This window comes from Papillibacter cinnamivorans DSM 12816, from assembly GCF_900176335.1.
GTDB classification, from domain to species: Bacteria; Bacillota; Clostridia; order Oscillospirales; family Oscillospiraceae; genus Papillibacter; species Papillibacter cinnamivorans.
Genome location: NZ_FWXW01000007.1, coordinates 87910 through 104301 on the forward strand (window position 1 = coordinate 87910; position 16392 = coordinate 104301).

Below are 16392 nucleotides of genomic sequence, written 5' to 3' on the forward strand. Positions count from 1 at the left end.
TATTTTGCAATTTCAATTTCCGTATCATCATTTGCGGCGATAAAATCAATTTGGATAGGTATTTTGCTTAATATTTCTTCATATGCAGCGATCAACTTATTGATCCCATCATATAAAGTTTTTTTTGTAAACTCTACGTTTATCAAATCAATATCAGCCTCAAAATACTTCCTGTCGCCATAATTATGTTTTGACGAAGTAGCCATGTACCCGAGTTTTTTTGATAGAATGTTCTTTGCCTTTTGAACATCATTATCCAGTATCTCTTTAGTTGTCATCATTGTTGTCACAAGCTTCATTACTTTACCACCCCCGTTTCAATTAAATACTTTAGTTGCTCTAGACTTAACTTAAATGCTGTAATAAAATTGCCATTTGTGTCATAAAAAGCCCAAAGTCTTGTTGATGAATTATAAACATGTATACCTGCTAAAGACCTATACGTTCCACTTTTTTGTATACCTGATCTCAACAAATCATTAATATCGCTTTTAAACAATTCTCTGCTTGCATTGCTACCATCTGGATATGTTCCGAAGTCTGCTGAGTGTTTACTAAATGCTTTATCAAGAGAGCTTTGACCATAATTAACATCATCAATGTTCTTAATAGTTTGTCCTGTACCTTCCAGCACGCCTTTTTCTTCTACAAAACTCTTAACGGAGCTTCCCAGCATATAGACCGTAAACCCGATTTTCTCCAGTTCAATAACGGCTCCTCTGGTCCTCTCGCCCAAGTCCCAGGCCTCTTCCGGTGTCAATTGATCAAACTGTTTAAACAAATCTGCGTGGTCTTTGATGTATAGTATATCCCCGATCAGACTCTCTTTGGCATTATCGCCCAGTATATATAGCAGGTCCTTTGCGTTGATATCATGAGAAATGAGTGAATCCGCAAGCCCTGAAACTGCCGTACAGAGGTTCAGGGCCTGTTTTGCATTATCAATTATGCTTTCATAATCGTGGGGTATTAAATTATTATACTGTTTATATTCATCCCAACCGGTTTCTATATAACCGCCAGCGAAATAAGCCGCGTTCACCCATTTACTCCCGGTAGTCTCCCCGTTTCCAGTATATCCCTCTTCCTCCTGGGAAGCAACCGTTTCCTGGGGAAGGGGGACGTATAGGTTATAGAGGTCCAGGATCTCCTGTTCCCTCTGCTCCTGCCGCTGGCGGTCGATCTCTTCCGTCCATTCCGCGATGAAGCGATCCAGGTCCCGCTTGTTTTCGGTTGCATACTGCCGTTCCAGCAGACTCAGCTTCTTCTCTTCTTGCTCCGCGTCGCCGTACAGGTACGCGTCATAGAGGCCCTGGATCTTCGCCCGCTGGAGCTGGATCGCCTTTTCCAGGCTCTTCAGCCGGTCGGTGGGGCTTGCCGTGTTCTCCTCGGCGTACCGGTTCTCCCGGCGCATTCTGCCGTCCTCGGCGGAGGTGTCCGGCTTCCTCACGTATTCCCGGAAATCCCGAAGCAGGCCGGTGCTCCGCTTACCGTCCCCCGCGGATTTCAGGCCGTCCGCCAGGGTGAGAAGGACGCTTCCCGGCGCGGAATCCGGCGTTTTTCCGTCCTCTCCGCTCCCGGAGCCCGCCGCCCCGCTGTCCAGAGCGTTTTTCACCGAGATAAATAGGACGGTTCTTCCGGCTATACTAAACCGGAAGAACCGTCCCCTTGGTTACTTTTATCATAATTGCGGGGTTGATGCAAGCACATGAACCGTCCCCTTGCTTCCTGAACCGTCCCCTTGCTTCCCCCTTGCTTCTAAGAGTTAACCGTTTAATTTTTTCTTTGCGTCTTCTAAGGCAGAAGCAAACAAATTACTTGTGATGATTGCTTTGTTTTTATTTTCATCGAACAATTGTATTATATCATTATCATTTACAATGGCAATCAAATTATTTCGATACCAAATTTCTACTACAAAGTCATCGTAATCATCATAACTTGTTAAAATTAATTCAAAATTATCCATATTACTCCAAAAATCCGATAAAGGTACTACCATCAGCAGAAAATCTTGCACCCATTCCACCAGAAATCTTAATCTCTAAAATATCTCCGTACATTGCATGATATCTTGTTACTGAAGTGGCATTAGGATTATTAAGTATGGATTCTAATATCTGATTTCCGAGCGCATTTTTATTGGTAACATTACCAGTTGCTTGAGGATAAATGCTACCATATCTGCTTCCGTGTTTTTCTAATGCTCTACCGGCTTTTGTTAGTTCACCTCCTTTATCTAATTGATTTCCTGAATTTAATAGTTTCTTACTGTCGAAATTTACCTTTCCCGCGTTCTCAATAATTTCATCGGCGGATTTGGCGGCGCTCTGGGCGGTGCCGATGGCTTCGTCGGCGGATTTGAGAAGGTCGCCGGAGTCTTCCGCTTTCCGGACGGCGGAAACGAGAAGACCTAATCCCGCAGCGTCGTCGGCGTTTTTCGCGGTGCCGCGCAGCAGCTCCGTCACCGTGTCGCCGTACCTGGCGATGCCCTTCATCAGCCATTCGGCGGCCTCGGGGCCTGTTTTAGCCGCCGCGGCCAGAGCGGGGGTCAGAGTCTCCGCGCCGTTGAACAGAGCTTTCAGCACCGTGCCCGCTTCGTCCAGATTCTTGACGACGCCTATGCCGGGAATCAGCCCTACCGCATCCAGAACCGTCTGCAATATGTGCCCCTTGTCCCATTTCCAGTGGGTGATGTCGTAGGCCAGGTCCCGGATATCCATGGCCGTGTCCGCGCCGGTGAGGCTCATGGCAATCTGCATGGCGGTGCCCAGAAGCGTCACATCGTCGGTATAGTTTCCCAGGACTACCTGCCGGAGCGCGGCGGAAAAGGCGGCCTCCGCTTTCTCCGAATCCGTACCGATCGGCAATCCGTAGTCCGGGGAATACCAAAGAGGTGCATCCGCCGTGCTGAACGTACCGGCTTCTTCCCGGAGCGTCTCCCCGTTTCCAGTATATCCCTCTTTTCCCCCGGAATCAACCGTTTCCTCATTCAGCGGGACATACTGGTTGTAGAGGTCCAGGATCTCCTGTTCCCTCTGCTCCTGCCGCTGGCGGTCGATCTCCTCTGTCCACTCGGCGATGAAGCTGTCCAGGTCCTGCTTCTTTTCGGTTGCATACTGTTTTTCCAGCAGACTCAGCTTCTTCTCTTCTTGCTCCGCGTCGCCGTACAGGTACGCGTCATAGAGGCCCTGGATCTTCGCCCGCTGGAGCTGGATCGCCTTTTCCAGGCTCTTCAGCCGGTCGCTTGGGCTTGCCATGTTCTTCTCGGCGTACCGGCTCTCCCGGAGCATTTTGCTGTCCGCGGCGGATGTGTCCGGCTTCCTCTCGTATTCCCGGAAATCCCGAAGCAGGTCGGTGCTCCGCTTACCGTCCCCCGTGTATTTCAGGCTGTCCGCCAGGCTGAGAAGAACGCTTCCCGGCGCGGAATCCGGCGTTTTTCCGTCCTCTCCGCTCCCGGAGCCCGCTGTTTGACTGTCCAGAGCATTTTTTATCGAAAGATATAAAAGGGACGGTTCTCCCGGCTATACTAGACCGGAAGAACTGCCCTTTTAATTTGATTTTTTATCATAACTACAATGTAAACGTAAGCAAATGAACCGTCCCCTTGCTTCCCCGGTTGTATTTTCATACGCCGCACTGCTTTTGTATGCAAACTCGCCCGCCTCCGCCGCCGCGGACACGGCGTTGAAGGCTCCGGCGGTGATGGCGCCGAGGACATAGGCGTAGAGGGCCTGGGGGGTGAAGGCTTTCACCTCGTTGTCCTCCCCGAGGACCACGTTACGGATCACGGGCTGCAAAATCTCCTGGAGATACTCCTCAAAGCCCTCGTCGTTCATCCGGATGGCGAACCGCCCGGCTGCCGCCGCCGTTTCCAGCGCCTTCTGCGCCGCCGGGGATCTGGCCGCCGCTCTCAGCACGCCGTCCAGCTTCGCGAGCGCCGCATTCCCGGCCGGCGATTCCGCCAGCATGGAAAATGCGCCTTCCTTTCCGTACGCTTCTATGCCGCCCAGGGCGTACTGCAGCCCGCCCTCCACAGCGCCCACCGCCGCGGAATAGATCACGGCCTGCCGATCGGGCATACCCGCACGGCGCTCCGTGTTGTAAGTGTCTCCGGCGGTGGCAGTACCCAGCAGCAGCGCGGGAAGCCACGCGACGGAGGTGCCTTCCGTTACGGGGGCGATCAGCAGCGAGGGCACCATATATCCCGCCGCGGACGCCAGGTCCGAGGCAATCGCCTGGGCACCGGTAAGCCGCGGCCTCACATACTGCTGGGCGTACTCCGTGGAGTCCCGGGGTAATGGTAATTAAAGGGACGGTTCTTCCGGCTATACTAAACCGAAAGGACCGTCTCCTTAGTTGTCTGTAAATATAATATTATCAAAGGTATCAGGAGTCATGAGCGACTCCTGTGTGTCAATCACTCGATAATATATACATTAAACGGCTTTGCTTTCCCTTCAACAACATATTTCTCTACATCCGACTGCCAAAAGGGTAAAATGTCATCTTTAAAAAAATGAAGAACCTTTTCTTTCTTTTCAGGGTCACTCCTTATAAAGTCTTTAACATTTTTTATAATTAAAGCATACCCTTTTGCATTAAGCCAAGATAAATCTGTCATCCAATCCAAATAGGCATCCATACTTTTATCACAAGGGGTAGGAAAACGAAAAGCTCTCTCAATTTCATGAGCATAATCTTTCCATGTAGGTACTTTCCTTCCATCGATTTCTGCTACCCATATTCCTCTTTGATTAAAAAGCTGTTGTTCAATTGAGTTCAGTTCTTTTTCTGATATGCTATACATCTTGTTCTCCATATTCAAACTTCCCTTACTTTATTTTTACAAATGGCGGCAACCCTGCTGGACTTATTCGTTGTCCGTAGTGACTATCAGTATAATACACTGAACCATCGCTACCAACAACAAACCTTTCCGCATCCCTGCCAAAGTTTTGTGTAGGTGAATTGATGTCAAATTCTCTATAGGTTATCCTATACCCTGCTGAATCAGTTTTAGGAAGTAAATCGTCCGCATTTTGATACAGCTTCCCTGCCTTTGTCCCAGGCATCTGTCCACTGTAATTTCCTTTCCAATTGTTACCTTCATAGTTTTTGTATGAATTTTGAGCGTTTGAAGGCAAATCATTCACACTACCGCTTGTGAAATTCTCCCCCGCGCTTTCTGTAACGGGATTTTGTGAATTCAAATGCCATTTGAATTCGTCCAGAAGCGCATTGGCGAGCATGTTTTGAACGGCGGAACGGAGACCGGTCTCGTTTGCAGCCTTCAGCACATCCTGCCAATCGCCGCCCTCCGACTTGCTGTCCAGGGCGCCTTCAAACGCGCCCACGCCATAACCCGCAATGCCTCTCTCCGCCGCGTTCGTCAGGATTCGTTCCAGCACGGAAGCCGCTTTAGGAGCCGTTTTGCCCAAAGCGGACTGTACGCCTTTCCCTATGATCTCGCCTGCCGGCTTGTACAGCGGGCTAAGCGCCTTGCCGATACCCTCCGCCGCCGCGCCGCTGGCGCTGCCCGGCGTCATCCATCCGGCTAAGGCGCCCGCCTGCGCCGCCAGCGGATACAGGGCCTCAGCCGTTTCCAGCTGCTCCGCTTTGCTGGGGTCGGAGCTTTCCATGAGCTTGCCCGAAGCACCCAGCGTCATTACATCCAGAAATTTCGAACCCAGCGCCGCAAGCCATGGGATTTTACCGTACCCTTCATACGCCAGATATTCTTCCGCATTCCGGATGATATTGTCATAATACAGCTTCGCCCTAAATTGAACGGCTTCCGGCAGTTCGGCGATTCCTTCAGGACCAAGTGAAACCAGGTACTTGCGCATTTCACGGTCATCCGAAAACTGCGACTTGAAATCTGTCCACTGTTTTTCATGGCCCTGCAGCTCCCGATGCATTTCCGGCGTAACCGCGTTAATATACGGTTGATTGTCCTGCTCTGCAGTCTCCCTGTTTCCAGTATATCCCTCTTCCTTCTGGGAAGCAAGGGTTTCCTCATTCAGCGGGACATACAGGTTGTAAAGGTCCAGGATCTCCTGTTCTCTCTGCTCCTGCCGCTGGCGGTCGATCTCCTCCGTCCATTCGGCGATGAAGCGGTCCAGGTCCCGCTTGTTTTCGGAGGCATACTGTTTTTCCAGCAGGTCCAGCTTCTTCTGCTCCCGCTCCGCGTCGCCGTACAGGTACGCGTCGGAAAGGCCCTGGACTTTTGCTTTTTGCAATTGTATTTCTTTTTCCAGGCTCTTCAGCCGGTCGCTGGGGCTTGCCATGTTCTTCTCGGCATACCGGTTCTCCCGAAACATCCTGCTGTCCGCGGCGGATGTGTCCGGCTTCCGCTCGTATTCCCGGAAATCCCGAAGCAGATCGGTGATCCGCTTACCGTTCCCCGTGTCTTTCAGGCTGTCCGCCAGGCTGAGAAGAACGCTTCCCGGCGCGGAATCCGCCGCCCCGCTGTCCAAAGCGTTTCTTACCGAAAGGTATCCGGCGGTCTTGGGGGAAGAAGCCTGCGCGCTCTGCCCGGTCTGCGTATCCGCCGCGCTCTCGGCCAGCGCGTTTCTCACCGTGACGTACGCGGGAGCCCGGGGCGCAGTTTCCTGCGCCTGCTCATATTCCCGGAAGGAGCGGTTTAACTCCGTGCTGTTTACATGATCCAGGCCGGTCTGTTTTTCAAACCAGACGGTGAAGGATTCGGGAGAGGCTTCCCCGCCCTGCCCGCTTTTTTCCAGGGCGTAATACGCGAACCATTTTAAATAATTGGGATAGTCCCCCAGAAGGACGAGAGAGGAGCTTTCGTCTTTGAGCGCCCGGTTCCACTCGTTTTCCGTCAGCATCCGGGCGGTATAGGCGGAATCCGCTCCGTACCGGTTCATGAAGTCCGCGGCAGCCCCGTAATCCTTGAAATCTGGGATCGCCACGGTTTCGGCGGCGGTCCGCGCCGCCTGGGACGCGGTTATCTTAGCCGCTTTCTGTGCCGCCGCCTGCCGCTCCGCTTCCTCCTGCTCCCGGCGCTTTTCCTGCTGCCGTTTGTACGAGACTTCCATGTTTGCGATCTCCTCGTCGCTGTAGCCCAGGGACCTGAAATACGAGTAGTCGCCGGTATCCGCGAACAGAGCGGCCTTTTTAAGATTTTGCCCATACTTCCGGGCTTCGTCCTGTTTTCCCAGTTCTATCTGCCGGTTGTACTCCTTCAGGAGGGCCTCGGCTTCGGCGGCCTCCCGCTCGGCCCGGACCTCCTCGATCAGGGCGGTGTACTCCGCGGCGATCTTTTGCCGTTGGAGCTTCGCGTCGGCCTCCTTCTCTTCCTGGGCTTTGTTCAGGCTCGTCAGCGAGGACTGGTAGGCGCTATTCAGGGCGAGTTCCGCCTGTCCGCTGGCGCCGGAATTGAGGCCCCGGGCGGCGGCGTACCGGTCCCAGGAGGCTTCCCCCTGTGCGGCGTCCGCCGCGGATGCAGCCCGGGCGGCGCTGTAAAACGGCTCCACCGCCACCTGCTCCGCCTCCCTAAAAGCCGCGGTTTCCAGATTGCGCGCGGCGGCGGATCCGGTTCCGGAAAGGGAGCCGTAAAGCCCGTTTATGTACCGGGAGCCGTCCGACGGCGGCGAGTAGGACGTCTGCGGGGAACTTCGTACCGCCTCTGCCTCCTCCCGGATCTTATCCACGTTACTTTGAACGGGGATATCCGGTTTTTCCGGGTATAACGGCAGAGGCTCCGGGCGCGCGGTATTGGACTGCCGGGGGATTGGATATTCGATTTCCGGCGGATTCGTCGGATCCGGATTCGGCAGATTTTTGATTCCGGCGACGGGCGTTGTATTGCTTCCGGCAGTCTCCGGGAGCTTCTTTTTTTCCCGGGATCTCTCCCAGGCGCCATGGAGCGCGTCCAGGCCGGCTATTGTCCGGTTTGAAGTCATGGAGTACATCTTCCTTTCCTTTGTAAATTTCCCGGCGACGGGCCGCGCAGGCGCTCGGAGCATTGCAGGGTCCCGAACCGGGACGGGCCTCCGGGCGGAGGACATCGCCGGAGGCCCGCTGTATCCCAGAAGCGCGCCGAAGCAGTCTCCGCCGCTTTTCAGAGGTTGTCTTTGTAATACTTTTGCAGGGCCGCTATCTCCGCGTCGGTATAGCCCAGGGCCTTATAAGCGGAGTAATCGCCGACGCTGGCCAGGATCTGGGCCTTCTGGAGGGCGCGGCTGTAAGCCGTCTCCTCCGCCTCCTGCCGCTGGTCCTGCTGCCGGTAGTATTCCTCCAGGAGCGCCTGGTTCCGCTCCGCCTCCTGTTCCGCCCGGACCTGTTCGATAGCCGCCGTGTAATCCGCCTGAAGCTGCTGCCGCTGAAGCTCCGCGTCGGCTTCGGCGTCGGCCTCGGCCTGGCCGAGAGCCGTCATATTGGCCTGATAGGCGCTGTTCCGGGCGATCTCCGCCTGACCGCCGGCGCCGGAATTGAGGCCCTGTGCCGCGGCGTACTCGTTCCAGGCGTCCTTGGACCGGGCGGTGTCCGAGGCGGCAGAGTTCCGCGCGGCATAATACGTGGGCTCGATCTGCTCCTGCGCTCTTCCGAGGGACGTCAGATTGTTCTCGTAATCCGCCGTGAGGGAAGCCGTGCCGGCCTTATACTGATTGTCGTAGATATCGTTTATGTACCCTGTGCCGCCGGACGCCGCGTCTGTCTGCGCGACGCCTTCCATCGGGGTCTGTTGGGAGCCGTCCCGGTTGGTATTGTAACCGTAGCCCGCGTAAATGACGGCGTTATTGATATGCGCTGCGTTTGCAGCCGCCGCGTCTCCCGCCGCCGTCGCCGATTCCCAGACGGCGGTGTTCTGATCCACCTTTTTCTTATCCTCGTCGCTGAGAATGCCGTACATCGATCCCTTTGCCATGACTTTTCCTCCCGTTTCATTTTTCAGGTAAACTCCGTTTTATGCCCTTCCGGCTTTTCAGCGGCGCTCTCCGGACTACGCCTCCGCCGTCAGCAGGCCCGTAAGCTCCGTGTACTGGGTCTCGGTAATCGACCCCACGGCGTAGAACACGTCCAGCTTCTCCCGGAGTCCCGCGGTCTGCCCCCGCTCGATGAGCCTTTTGAGCACGTTGTACAGCATTTACATCACCCCCAGTTCCAGAAGGATAATCCGGTATTCCTGGTCCACCGCCAGGGCGTCCGCATCCGCGGCGGCGGATTCCAAGGCGGAGATTTTTTCAGTTTCTTCCGTCAGGATTTTTTTGTATTTTCTGGATTCGTCTATCTCCACTTCCACATAACCGGATTTGGGAGGCAATAGGGGAATAAACATTTTTAACACTCCTTATCAGAGAGCCTTGATATAGGAATACGCTCCAATGGATATCGCCGGGAGTTTCGGCAGCATATAAAAGCAATAATAGGTCGTATTATAGTACCCCATTGCAGCGATGCAGTTATTGCCTGCGCAGATGGCTCCAAACGTGATCGAAGAACCTGGGTTGGTTCCCGCTACCCATGTATTTCCCGGGTTTCCGGCGACATAGGACCATGTCCCGTATGATGACACCACATAATAATATCCGCTATTATAGGCCACTCCCCACACGGTTCCGTTAAGAGAAGCCGCCGTCTTTATTGTCCAGGCGCCGTTTGGATTTGCACCCGCACGATAAGATACGCCGCCGGAATATGTCCCGACCCAATACCCGTTTCCGTAGATTATCGATCTCATTCCGTAGTTGACGGAGGTTGCGGATGACCATGTCCCGCTGGGAGCTCCAGATATGGTCCATAGGTATTGATCGTTTGATATCGCCCAGTATCCGTCCCCGTATGCCACCGACAGGTTTGTCTGTAATGAACTCCCGACGGTTTTTGAGGTCCATGTTCCGTTGGGTGTGCTGGATTTATAGTACATGGTGCCGTATTCTCCAACGGCAACCCAGTACCCGTTCCCATAGGCCACGCCGTAAAACCTTCTGTATCCTTGCGTATTTGACGTCCATGTCCCGTTCGGGTCTCCTGCTTTATAGTACAGTGTCCCACCATCCCCAGTGGCAACCCAGTACCCGTTCCCATAGGCCACGGATATAAAATTTGCCGAAGATGATTGATTGTTTTCCGTCCAGGTTCCGTCCGGCGTCGCCGCCTTATATGATATCTTTCCGCTGTACCCAACTCTGACAAAATATCCGTTCCCATAGGCAATCCCGTAATAATAGACCGCCGGCGTAGTCCCCTGCGTCATCCCGGCGGAGGGATCAGGGCCGCACACCGAGGCGAGGCTCGGATATGTACTGAGATTTATTTCTCCTCCGTTGCATAGTAGCCATTCCGAACCAAGGTCCGTTCTCATGGTGGTGAAAATATCTCCGATTTCAAACCCGCTCCCTGCTCCCGCCACCTGGTCGTCCACATATTTCTTGTTCGCCGCATCGTAATCGTTCGTCGGTGCGGCCGACGGCGTAACCGGAAAGCTGGAAAAGGTTTTTACCCCCGAAACCGTTTCGTTCCCGGTATTATGAACCACGCCGGAATCGCTGGCCTTACCGTCCAGCGCCGCCCCGTCCGCCGCGATATCCCTGCCGTCCACCGTGCCGGACACGGCAATATTGCCGTCTACGTCCAAAGCCTCGGCCGGAGCGATATTTCTGATTCCGACTTTTCCATCGCCGGACAGCGTCACCGTGTCGGTCAGGCCGGAGCTCATGCGGAACCGTAATTTGCCTGTCCCAATCTGCTCGATATAGGAATCTCCGCCGGTCCGGGTAAAGCTTACGGCATTCCCGGTGAGCTGCGTTTCATAGGTGGTGCTTCCGTATACAACGAGAGCCTTCGACGGGGAGGCCGTCCCGATCCCGATTCTATGATTGGCCGCGTCCACGCACAGGGTTTCGCCATCGAACGTATAGCTGCCGTTTGCGGAGTCTCCGGTGTTTTTCAGGTACTCATCCTCCGCGGAAACTGCGGATACCGCTGCGCCGGAAAAGTCCGTGATGCCCGCCGCGGTATGGGTATGAGAGGCGGCTGCAAATGCGGCGGCTTCGTTCCCGTCCAGAGTGTCCGCGTCCAGTCCGCTGCCGGAGCCGTCCACGGTTTTCACGGCGGCGAGGATTTCGCTTGCCGTCATGTCGCCGGGCAGATCCGCCCACCCCACGTTGTAATCGGTGCCGTCCGATTTGGTGAGGTACTGCCCGGCGGAACCGCCCGGAGGAATTCCGACGCCGTCCGTGCCGTCCGCCCCCGCCGGGCCCTGGATTCCCTGTTCGCCCATAGGCCCGGTTTCCCCGGGGGTACCCTGCGGACCCTGAAGTCCGGTATCCCCCGTTTCCCCTTTTGCGCCCTGAGGAATTGCAAAGTTCAGTACCGCTGCAGACGATGTCCCGGAATTGGACACGGCGGCGGAAGCGCCGGCGGAAAGGGTGGTCACCGTTCCCACCGCCACGGCGGCCGCCGCGCCCGCGGGGCCCGCGGCGCCGGTCATGCCCCGCTCCCCCTGCTCGCCCTTGAGACCCGCTCTGGAAACCGCGTACTGGACATAACTTTTTGTCGCATTCTCAGACATGGTTCACCCGTCCCGCCTTGTCTGCAGCAGTTCCACCGCCTTTTCCAGCGCCTCGACGCGCCGCTCCAGAGATGCGCTTTTTTCTTCTTCCGGTTTATCTGTTTTTATCCCGCTTCGGCTGAGGTTCTTTTTTCTCTGCAGTACCATGTTCAATACCCTCCATAGGCGACGGCTTCCACCGTCGCGTTTCCTGTCAGCACGCACTTCAGATGCAAGAATGCGGTATCGAAAGAAACCGTCTGCATGGTGTCCTCCGCCGTGACTGCCGTCCAATCGGTGCCGTCATCGGACAGATACCACGCGACGGTACCGGTGCCGGGTGTGGTATCGGCGGTCACGGCGGCGCATGAAAGGGCTTCGGAGGTTTCCACTCCGGACCAGAAAGCCTCACCATCCATGGTTTTCAACACGAAGTACAAATCGCTTCCGGGAACCGACGTCCATGTGGTATCGCTTGAATCCGCATAAACGCGGTTACCGCCGGAATAACTCCCACCGGTTGTCGACAATTGGTTGGGGTATTCGGAAGGCCCCGAGGCAGTCGAAATTACAAGGGCATATGTTGTGCCGGATATAACGGATGCGTTCGAGAAGGAAAACGTGAGATTTCCCGTGGTATTTGTCGCGTATGCGGTGGTCGGCGAAGTATACAGAACGGTGGTCGGCAGTCCGTTGGAGGTGTTGTAAATGTAAGCGTGGGTGGCTCTTCCTGGCGAATCCACTCCCACCGCCCGCAAAGCAATCGTGGCGCTTGTGATCGTGGTACTTACCCCGGGTATAAACGTCTGCCCCGCTATGCCTACGCTGTTGCTTTTTACATCAACGGAACCTGAAGCGGTCCCTCCGCCCATACCGGCAGCGAGGCTGCCGGCTGACACATAGGTACTCGGATTCGCCGGAATATCCATCAGCGATGAATCCGCCAGCAGGTCGCTGTACGCATCGATGTCCGCGTGGGACAGGGATACCTGCAGCTTCAGGCGCAGATTGTTCAGGATGAGCGTATTGAAGATCTCAATAACGTCGGAGCCAAGATTTGAATAGGCAACGATACCCGATTTCAGCATCGCCGCGGTAATGGAGCCGTCCGGCACGACTCCCGCCACAAGCCCGTCCATGGCGTTCTGTACGGTGCCTGCCGATCCGTAGAGATACGGCAGATGGGCCGCGTCCAGTTCCGGGATGAGTGTGCCGTTTAAATACTCCTTCAGGGTGTTCGCGGGGGTGTCCCAGGCGGCCTTGAGCTGGGCGGCGGTCATGCCGCCCACGTCGTTGGGTTCGTCGGGCAGGGTCTGATGAATGTTCACGCTTGCCGACAAGGGTGTCAGAGCCATTTTGAATCCTCCTTTTATCCGCGCCCGTCTGCGGGCGCTATCTCACTTTTCCCACCCGGTGCGCCCGGAGGGAGCAGGCCAGGACCGTATTCGTAGCGGAGACGGAGACGCTTTTGAAAATCAGCTTGCAGAAGGTGAATTTCCGGGCCATGAGCTTCAGGCGCCGGGTCCGGGGCTTCCGGTTGGTTCCGTAGGCCCAGTGGGCGTAATCGGCGCTCACGTAGCTTGCAAGGCCCGAGGAGACGGTCTTTTCCGGATAGGCGCTCTTCCGCTCGGTCTGAACGCCCACGGTAATACGCGCGCCGGACTCCGGCTTCATGACGAGGAAAAGCTCGTCGGTGTACTTTCGCATCCAGTCGGAGCCGAAATCCATGGAGCCGGACTCCCACTTAGCGTCGATCTCCTCCCCGTCGTCGTTTCGGTAGTCCCGGGACAGGCGCATGAGGGCCCCGGAACCGCTTCCGAAGAGCAGATCCTGCCCCGAGGGCGCAAAGCACAGGGCGGGGATGCCGGTGTATACGTACCAGAGGTTGTTTTTATAACCGCCGCTGTCGGTCTCCCCGGAGTAGTTCCAGATGAGAGCCGTGTCCCCGGAGACGATCCAGTACTCCCGGCTGTTTTCGTCGTCGAAGGTCACGGCGGCGGCAAGGTCAAGCTCCCCCATGGTCCTGCGCACAGGGTCGGAGATCCGTTTTGCGCTGCGCTCATCCTGGACGCCGGAGGTATAGATGAGCCCCCAGCGGTAAGCGGCGTTTCCCTGGAGGGAGACGGGATAGTTGTACACCAGGCGCACCCCGCCGGGGACGTCGTTTCCCATGTCCCTGTCAATTGCCCGGGTGTAAAAAGCCGCCGTCTGGGTGCCGTCGGCCAGGGTGATGAAGTCGAAGTCCACGAGATAGGACCCGCCCCCTTTTTTCTGGGCCAGGAGTTTGTTGAAATGCCGCACCAGAGAGGTCAGGGCCGTGTTGCCGTCTCCCACGTCCAGGACGTTCAGGTCGGGGAAGTACTCGGCGGTGGGCAGACCCGTTTCATATTCGATCCCGCTGTAATAGGCTTTGTTGGTCCCATCCCCGTAAAGAAAGACCCGGGTGTCCGCCGAGCCGTTGTAGGTCTCGGCGAATTTCTGGGCCAGGACGGTCTCCCTGTCCCCCGTCCCCTTGGTCCAGCGGATCTTCACGTCGTTGGTCCCCGCTCCCGGGGCTGCGGAAAAGGTCACCGTCCCGGCTTCCAGGTCGGCCGAATAGCCGGAAGTGCGCTCTTCGTCATCCACCCGCACCTCGTCCACGCTGTCGATTCCCGTCTCCGCCAGATGGTAGACGGTGGAGCCGGATGTTGAAGAAAACCACTGCCATTTGCTCCCCGTGAGCTTGTTCACCTGCTGGAGCGTGGTCCCGCCCCCCGCGGGGTCGGAGGACACCAGCACCACGGGCACGTATCCCGCAACGTCCTCCAGAGTCTCCCCGTCCCAGACCTTGTACTGGGAACCGTTCTGGATATACAGCTTTTCGGAAAATCCGAAAAAGAAAACCGGCGCGTCGTCCAGGATCCCCAGGTCGGTTTTTTCAAAGGTTCCGCAGTCTATCTCCCAGAGTTGCCCCCCGCAGGCGGCAACCAGCCGCTCCGTGCCGTTCACGAAGCCCTGCCACAGCCCCCGCACGGGATTCCCCTCCGACAGGGTGCAGACGGTTTTGTACCCCGGGCGAAGCTGGAGATTTCCCTCCCGGGTGACGCGGAAATTCCGCATGACGGAGGCCTCCCCGGGCTTCAGTCCCGTGTCCCCGTCGGGACTCTCGTTGAGCCCCAGGAACCGGTCGATGCGCACCAGGGCGCCCTCCTGGGCCTGAATCACTGCCATGATATCCCTCCTTGCATATGCATTCTCCGGCTACAGCAGCCCGTCCGCGCCGTATTCGATCCCGCCGTAGACGAGCTCCGTCTCCCGGCCCGCCCGGGGCACGGCTTTGAATTTTTGCAGGTTTTCCTGGTATTTCTGGTTCACGAAGGAGGCCATGGCGGTGTTCCCCTCCGCCAGAAGCAGATGGGCTGCCACTCCGTAGGGCAGGATATTGCGGCAGATGGCCTCGTCCAGGTCCACCGTGTCCGAGAAGGCTTCCACGGGTTCGGGCGTCGGACGGGAGCCGACCTCTCCCGGGTCATAGGTGTCGGAGGAGAGGTAACACTCCTGAGCCAGTAGGTTTATGAGCGTCAGGGCCTTGTATTTATAGTCCTGGTTCTCGTCGGTGTCGGCCTCGCCCCGATAGTTGAGGCCGTCCATGAGGACCATGGCGCATTCGAATATTTCCTGGGCGGTCATAGGTATCGCTCTCCATTCCGCCGGTCGTGCCGGCTGCATTCTGTATACTCTCTGTCGCTTCCGGGATGTAAGGGGTATCAGCGGGGACGGCGTTTCGCCGTCCCCGCTTTCCCCGTCAGGATACGGTGATATCCGTGGAGACCACCGCGGTGGGGTACTTGGGAGCGGAGTCGCTTTCCACATAGGCGTAAGCCTTGACCGTGGCGCTCTCCTCCAGGGTGAAGGTGCCGCCGGAGGCAATGAGGGCGCGGGTGCTGGAATAGCGGGGGTCGGAGCCGTCCACGGTGTAGTAGATGGTGGCTCCCGAGGCGGTTACGGATACCAGACCGTCGGTCCCGGAGTCCTCGGCGATGACGGGACTGGACTGGATGTTGGCCGCGGCGGCGGCCACGTAGATGGCGTCGCACTTGGAGCCCAGGACAAAGGCGTCGTGGTAGACGAGGCCTTCCACCCGCACGCCGCAGAGGCCGGGAGGATTCTTATGGGTGAAGAACTCCGAGAGCTTCATGGCTCCCAGAGCGGCTTTCTTGTGGCCGATGATGAAATAGACGCCGGCGGGCATAAAACTGACAGGCACCTTGATGACCATCATGTTGTCCACCTCGCCCACGTGTCCCTTTGACAGGGCTTTGGCGCCCAGGTCCTGGAGGTTGAGGAAATCGTCGCTGCGCTTGAGCGCCTTGTACATGTCGCTGCGGATGAGAAGGTACCGGCCCTCTTCGGGCACCAGCTTGTTGTCCAGATACTCGGTGCCGTCGGTAATCTTGTCCACGATGTCGGAGGAGGTGGGAGCGGCGGAAATCGACGCCACCTTGCCCGCGCCGTAACACAGGCGACGGATACGGTACTTGTCCACCGCGGGATAGAGCACCTCGTCCAGCTCCCGCTGGAGGGCGGAGGCGGCCGCCTTGGTCCCCATCTGATCGGCGTCGTTTGTCTTGTCGATGGTGAGGGAGAAGGCCGGCTTCTGGGTGAGGGTCAGCTCCTGGAGGGTGTTGCCCACCTCCGTGGGGGAGCCGAAGCGGTCCGTGCCGCTGCCGGAATAGGTGCTCAGGGGAACGGTGCTGATGGAAAAGACGTTGATGGTCTGCACGCCCACAAAGTTGAAGTCCTTGTTGAACAGCTTGTCGGTGAAGGACTTTTTGGCGAACCGCTCGTCCACCTTGGACGCGTACTTGCTTGCGTAGTTTTGAGCCATGGATTAG

General features: G+C 56.5%; 16 protein-coding genes. All 16 read right to left on the minus strand.

The features are described 5' to 3' along the window. On the minus strand, positions 1 to 299 hold a 299-nt coding region (locus tag B9A13_RS14310), incomplete at its 3' end, for a hypothetical protein (protein ID WP_200809717.1). Beyond that, entirely contained in the window at positions 299 to 1615 is a 1317-nt protein-coding gene (locus tag B9A13_RS11125) for a colicin D domain-containing protein (RefSeq protein WP_084235238.1), read from the minus strand. The genes B9A13_RS11125 and B9A13_RS14310, both read right to left, overlap by 1 nt. Before the next feature lie 150 nt (positions 1616 to 1765). Next, positions 1766 to 1969, minus strand: a complete 204-nt coding sequence (locus tag B9A13_RS11130) for a hypothetical protein (RefSeq protein WP_084235239.1) — start codon at positions 1967 to 1969, stop codon at positions 1766 to 1768. 1 nt (position 1970) lies between these two features. Beyond that, positions 1971 to 3260: a hypothetical protein gene (locus tag B9A13_RS11135; protein ID WP_143806966.1), complete on the minus strand. Its 1290-nt coding sequence runs from the start codon at positions 3258 to 3260 to the stop codon at positions 1971 to 1973. Between the two features lie 291 nt (positions 3261 to 3551). After that, positions 3552 to 4265: a hypothetical protein gene (locus B9A13_RS11145; protein ID WP_084235242.1), complete on the minus strand. Its 714-nt coding sequence runs from the start codon at positions 4263 to 4265 to the stop codon at positions 3552 to 3554. A gap of 155 nt (positions 4266 to 4420) precedes the next feature. After that, positions 4421 to 4822, minus strand: a complete 402-nt coding sequence (locus B9A13_RS11150; protein WP_084235243.1) for a barstar family protein — start codon at positions 4820 to 4822, stop codon at positions 4421 to 4423. A gap of 13 nt (positions 4823 to 4835) precedes the next feature. Beyond that, a complete protein-coding gene (locus tag B9A13_RS14315; RefSeq protein WP_200809718.1) occupies positions 4836 to 7928 on the minus strand; it encodes a ribonuclease domain-containing protein in 3093 nt (1030 codons plus the stop codon). 158 nt (positions 7929 to 8086) lie between these two features. After that, complete coding sequence (locus tag B9A13_RS11160) at positions 8087 to 8893, minus strand: hypothetical protein (protein WP_084235244.1); 807 nt, start codon at positions 8891 to 8893, stop codon at positions 8087 to 8089. A gap of 75 nt (positions 8894 to 8968) precedes the next feature. Next, positions 8969 to 9112: a hypothetical protein gene (locus tag B9A13_RS14135; protein ID WP_159448120.1), complete on the minus strand. Its 144-nt coding sequence runs from the start codon at positions 9110 to 9112 to the stop codon at positions 8969 to 8971. Next, positions 9113 to 9304, minus strand: coding sequence for a hypothetical protein (locus B9A13_RS11165; protein ID WP_084235245.1), 192 nt, complete (start codon positions 9302 to 9304; stop codon positions 9113 to 9115). A gap of 15 nt (positions 9305 to 9319) precedes the next feature. Continuing rightward, positions 9320 to 11539 carry a collagen-like domain-containing protein gene (locus B9A13_RS11170; protein WP_084235246.1) on the minus strand — a complete coding sequence of 740 codons (2220 nt, stop codon included), beginning with the start codon at positions 11537 to 11539 and terminating at the stop codon, positions 9320 to 9322. A 3-nt stretch (positions 11540 to 11542) separates the two neighbouring features. Then, entirely contained in the window at positions 11543 to 11686 is a 144-nt protein-coding gene (locus B9A13_RS14140) for a hypothetical protein (RefSeq protein ID WP_159448121.1), read from the minus strand. A 2-nt stretch (positions 11687 to 11688) separates the two neighbouring features. Continuing rightward, positions 11689 to 12873 (minus strand): hypothetical protein, encoded by a 1185-nt coding sequence (locus B9A13_RS11175; protein WP_084235247.1) that lies wholly within the window; start codon positions 12871 to 12873, stop codon positions 11689 to 11691. Positions 12874 to 12910: 37 nt separating this feature from the next. After that, positions 12911 to 14728: a hypothetical protein gene (locus tag B9A13_RS11180; protein ID WP_084235248.1), complete on the minus strand. Its 1818-nt coding sequence runs from the start codon at positions 14726 to 14728 to the stop codon at positions 12911 to 12913. A 30-nt stretch (positions 14729 to 14758) separates the two neighbouring features. Beyond that, a complete protein-coding gene (locus B9A13_RS11185; RefSeq protein ID WP_084235249.1) occupies positions 14759 to 15187 on the minus strand; it encodes a hypothetical protein in 429 nt (142 codons plus the stop codon). Positions 15188 to 15302: 115 nt separating this feature from the next. Next, a complete protein-coding gene (locus B9A13_RS11190; protein ID WP_084235250.1) occupies positions 15303 to 16385 on the minus strand; it encodes a chitobiase/beta-hexosaminidase C-terminal domain-containing protein in 1083 nt (360 codons plus the stop codon). Positions 16386 to 16392: the final 7 nt, after the last annotated feature.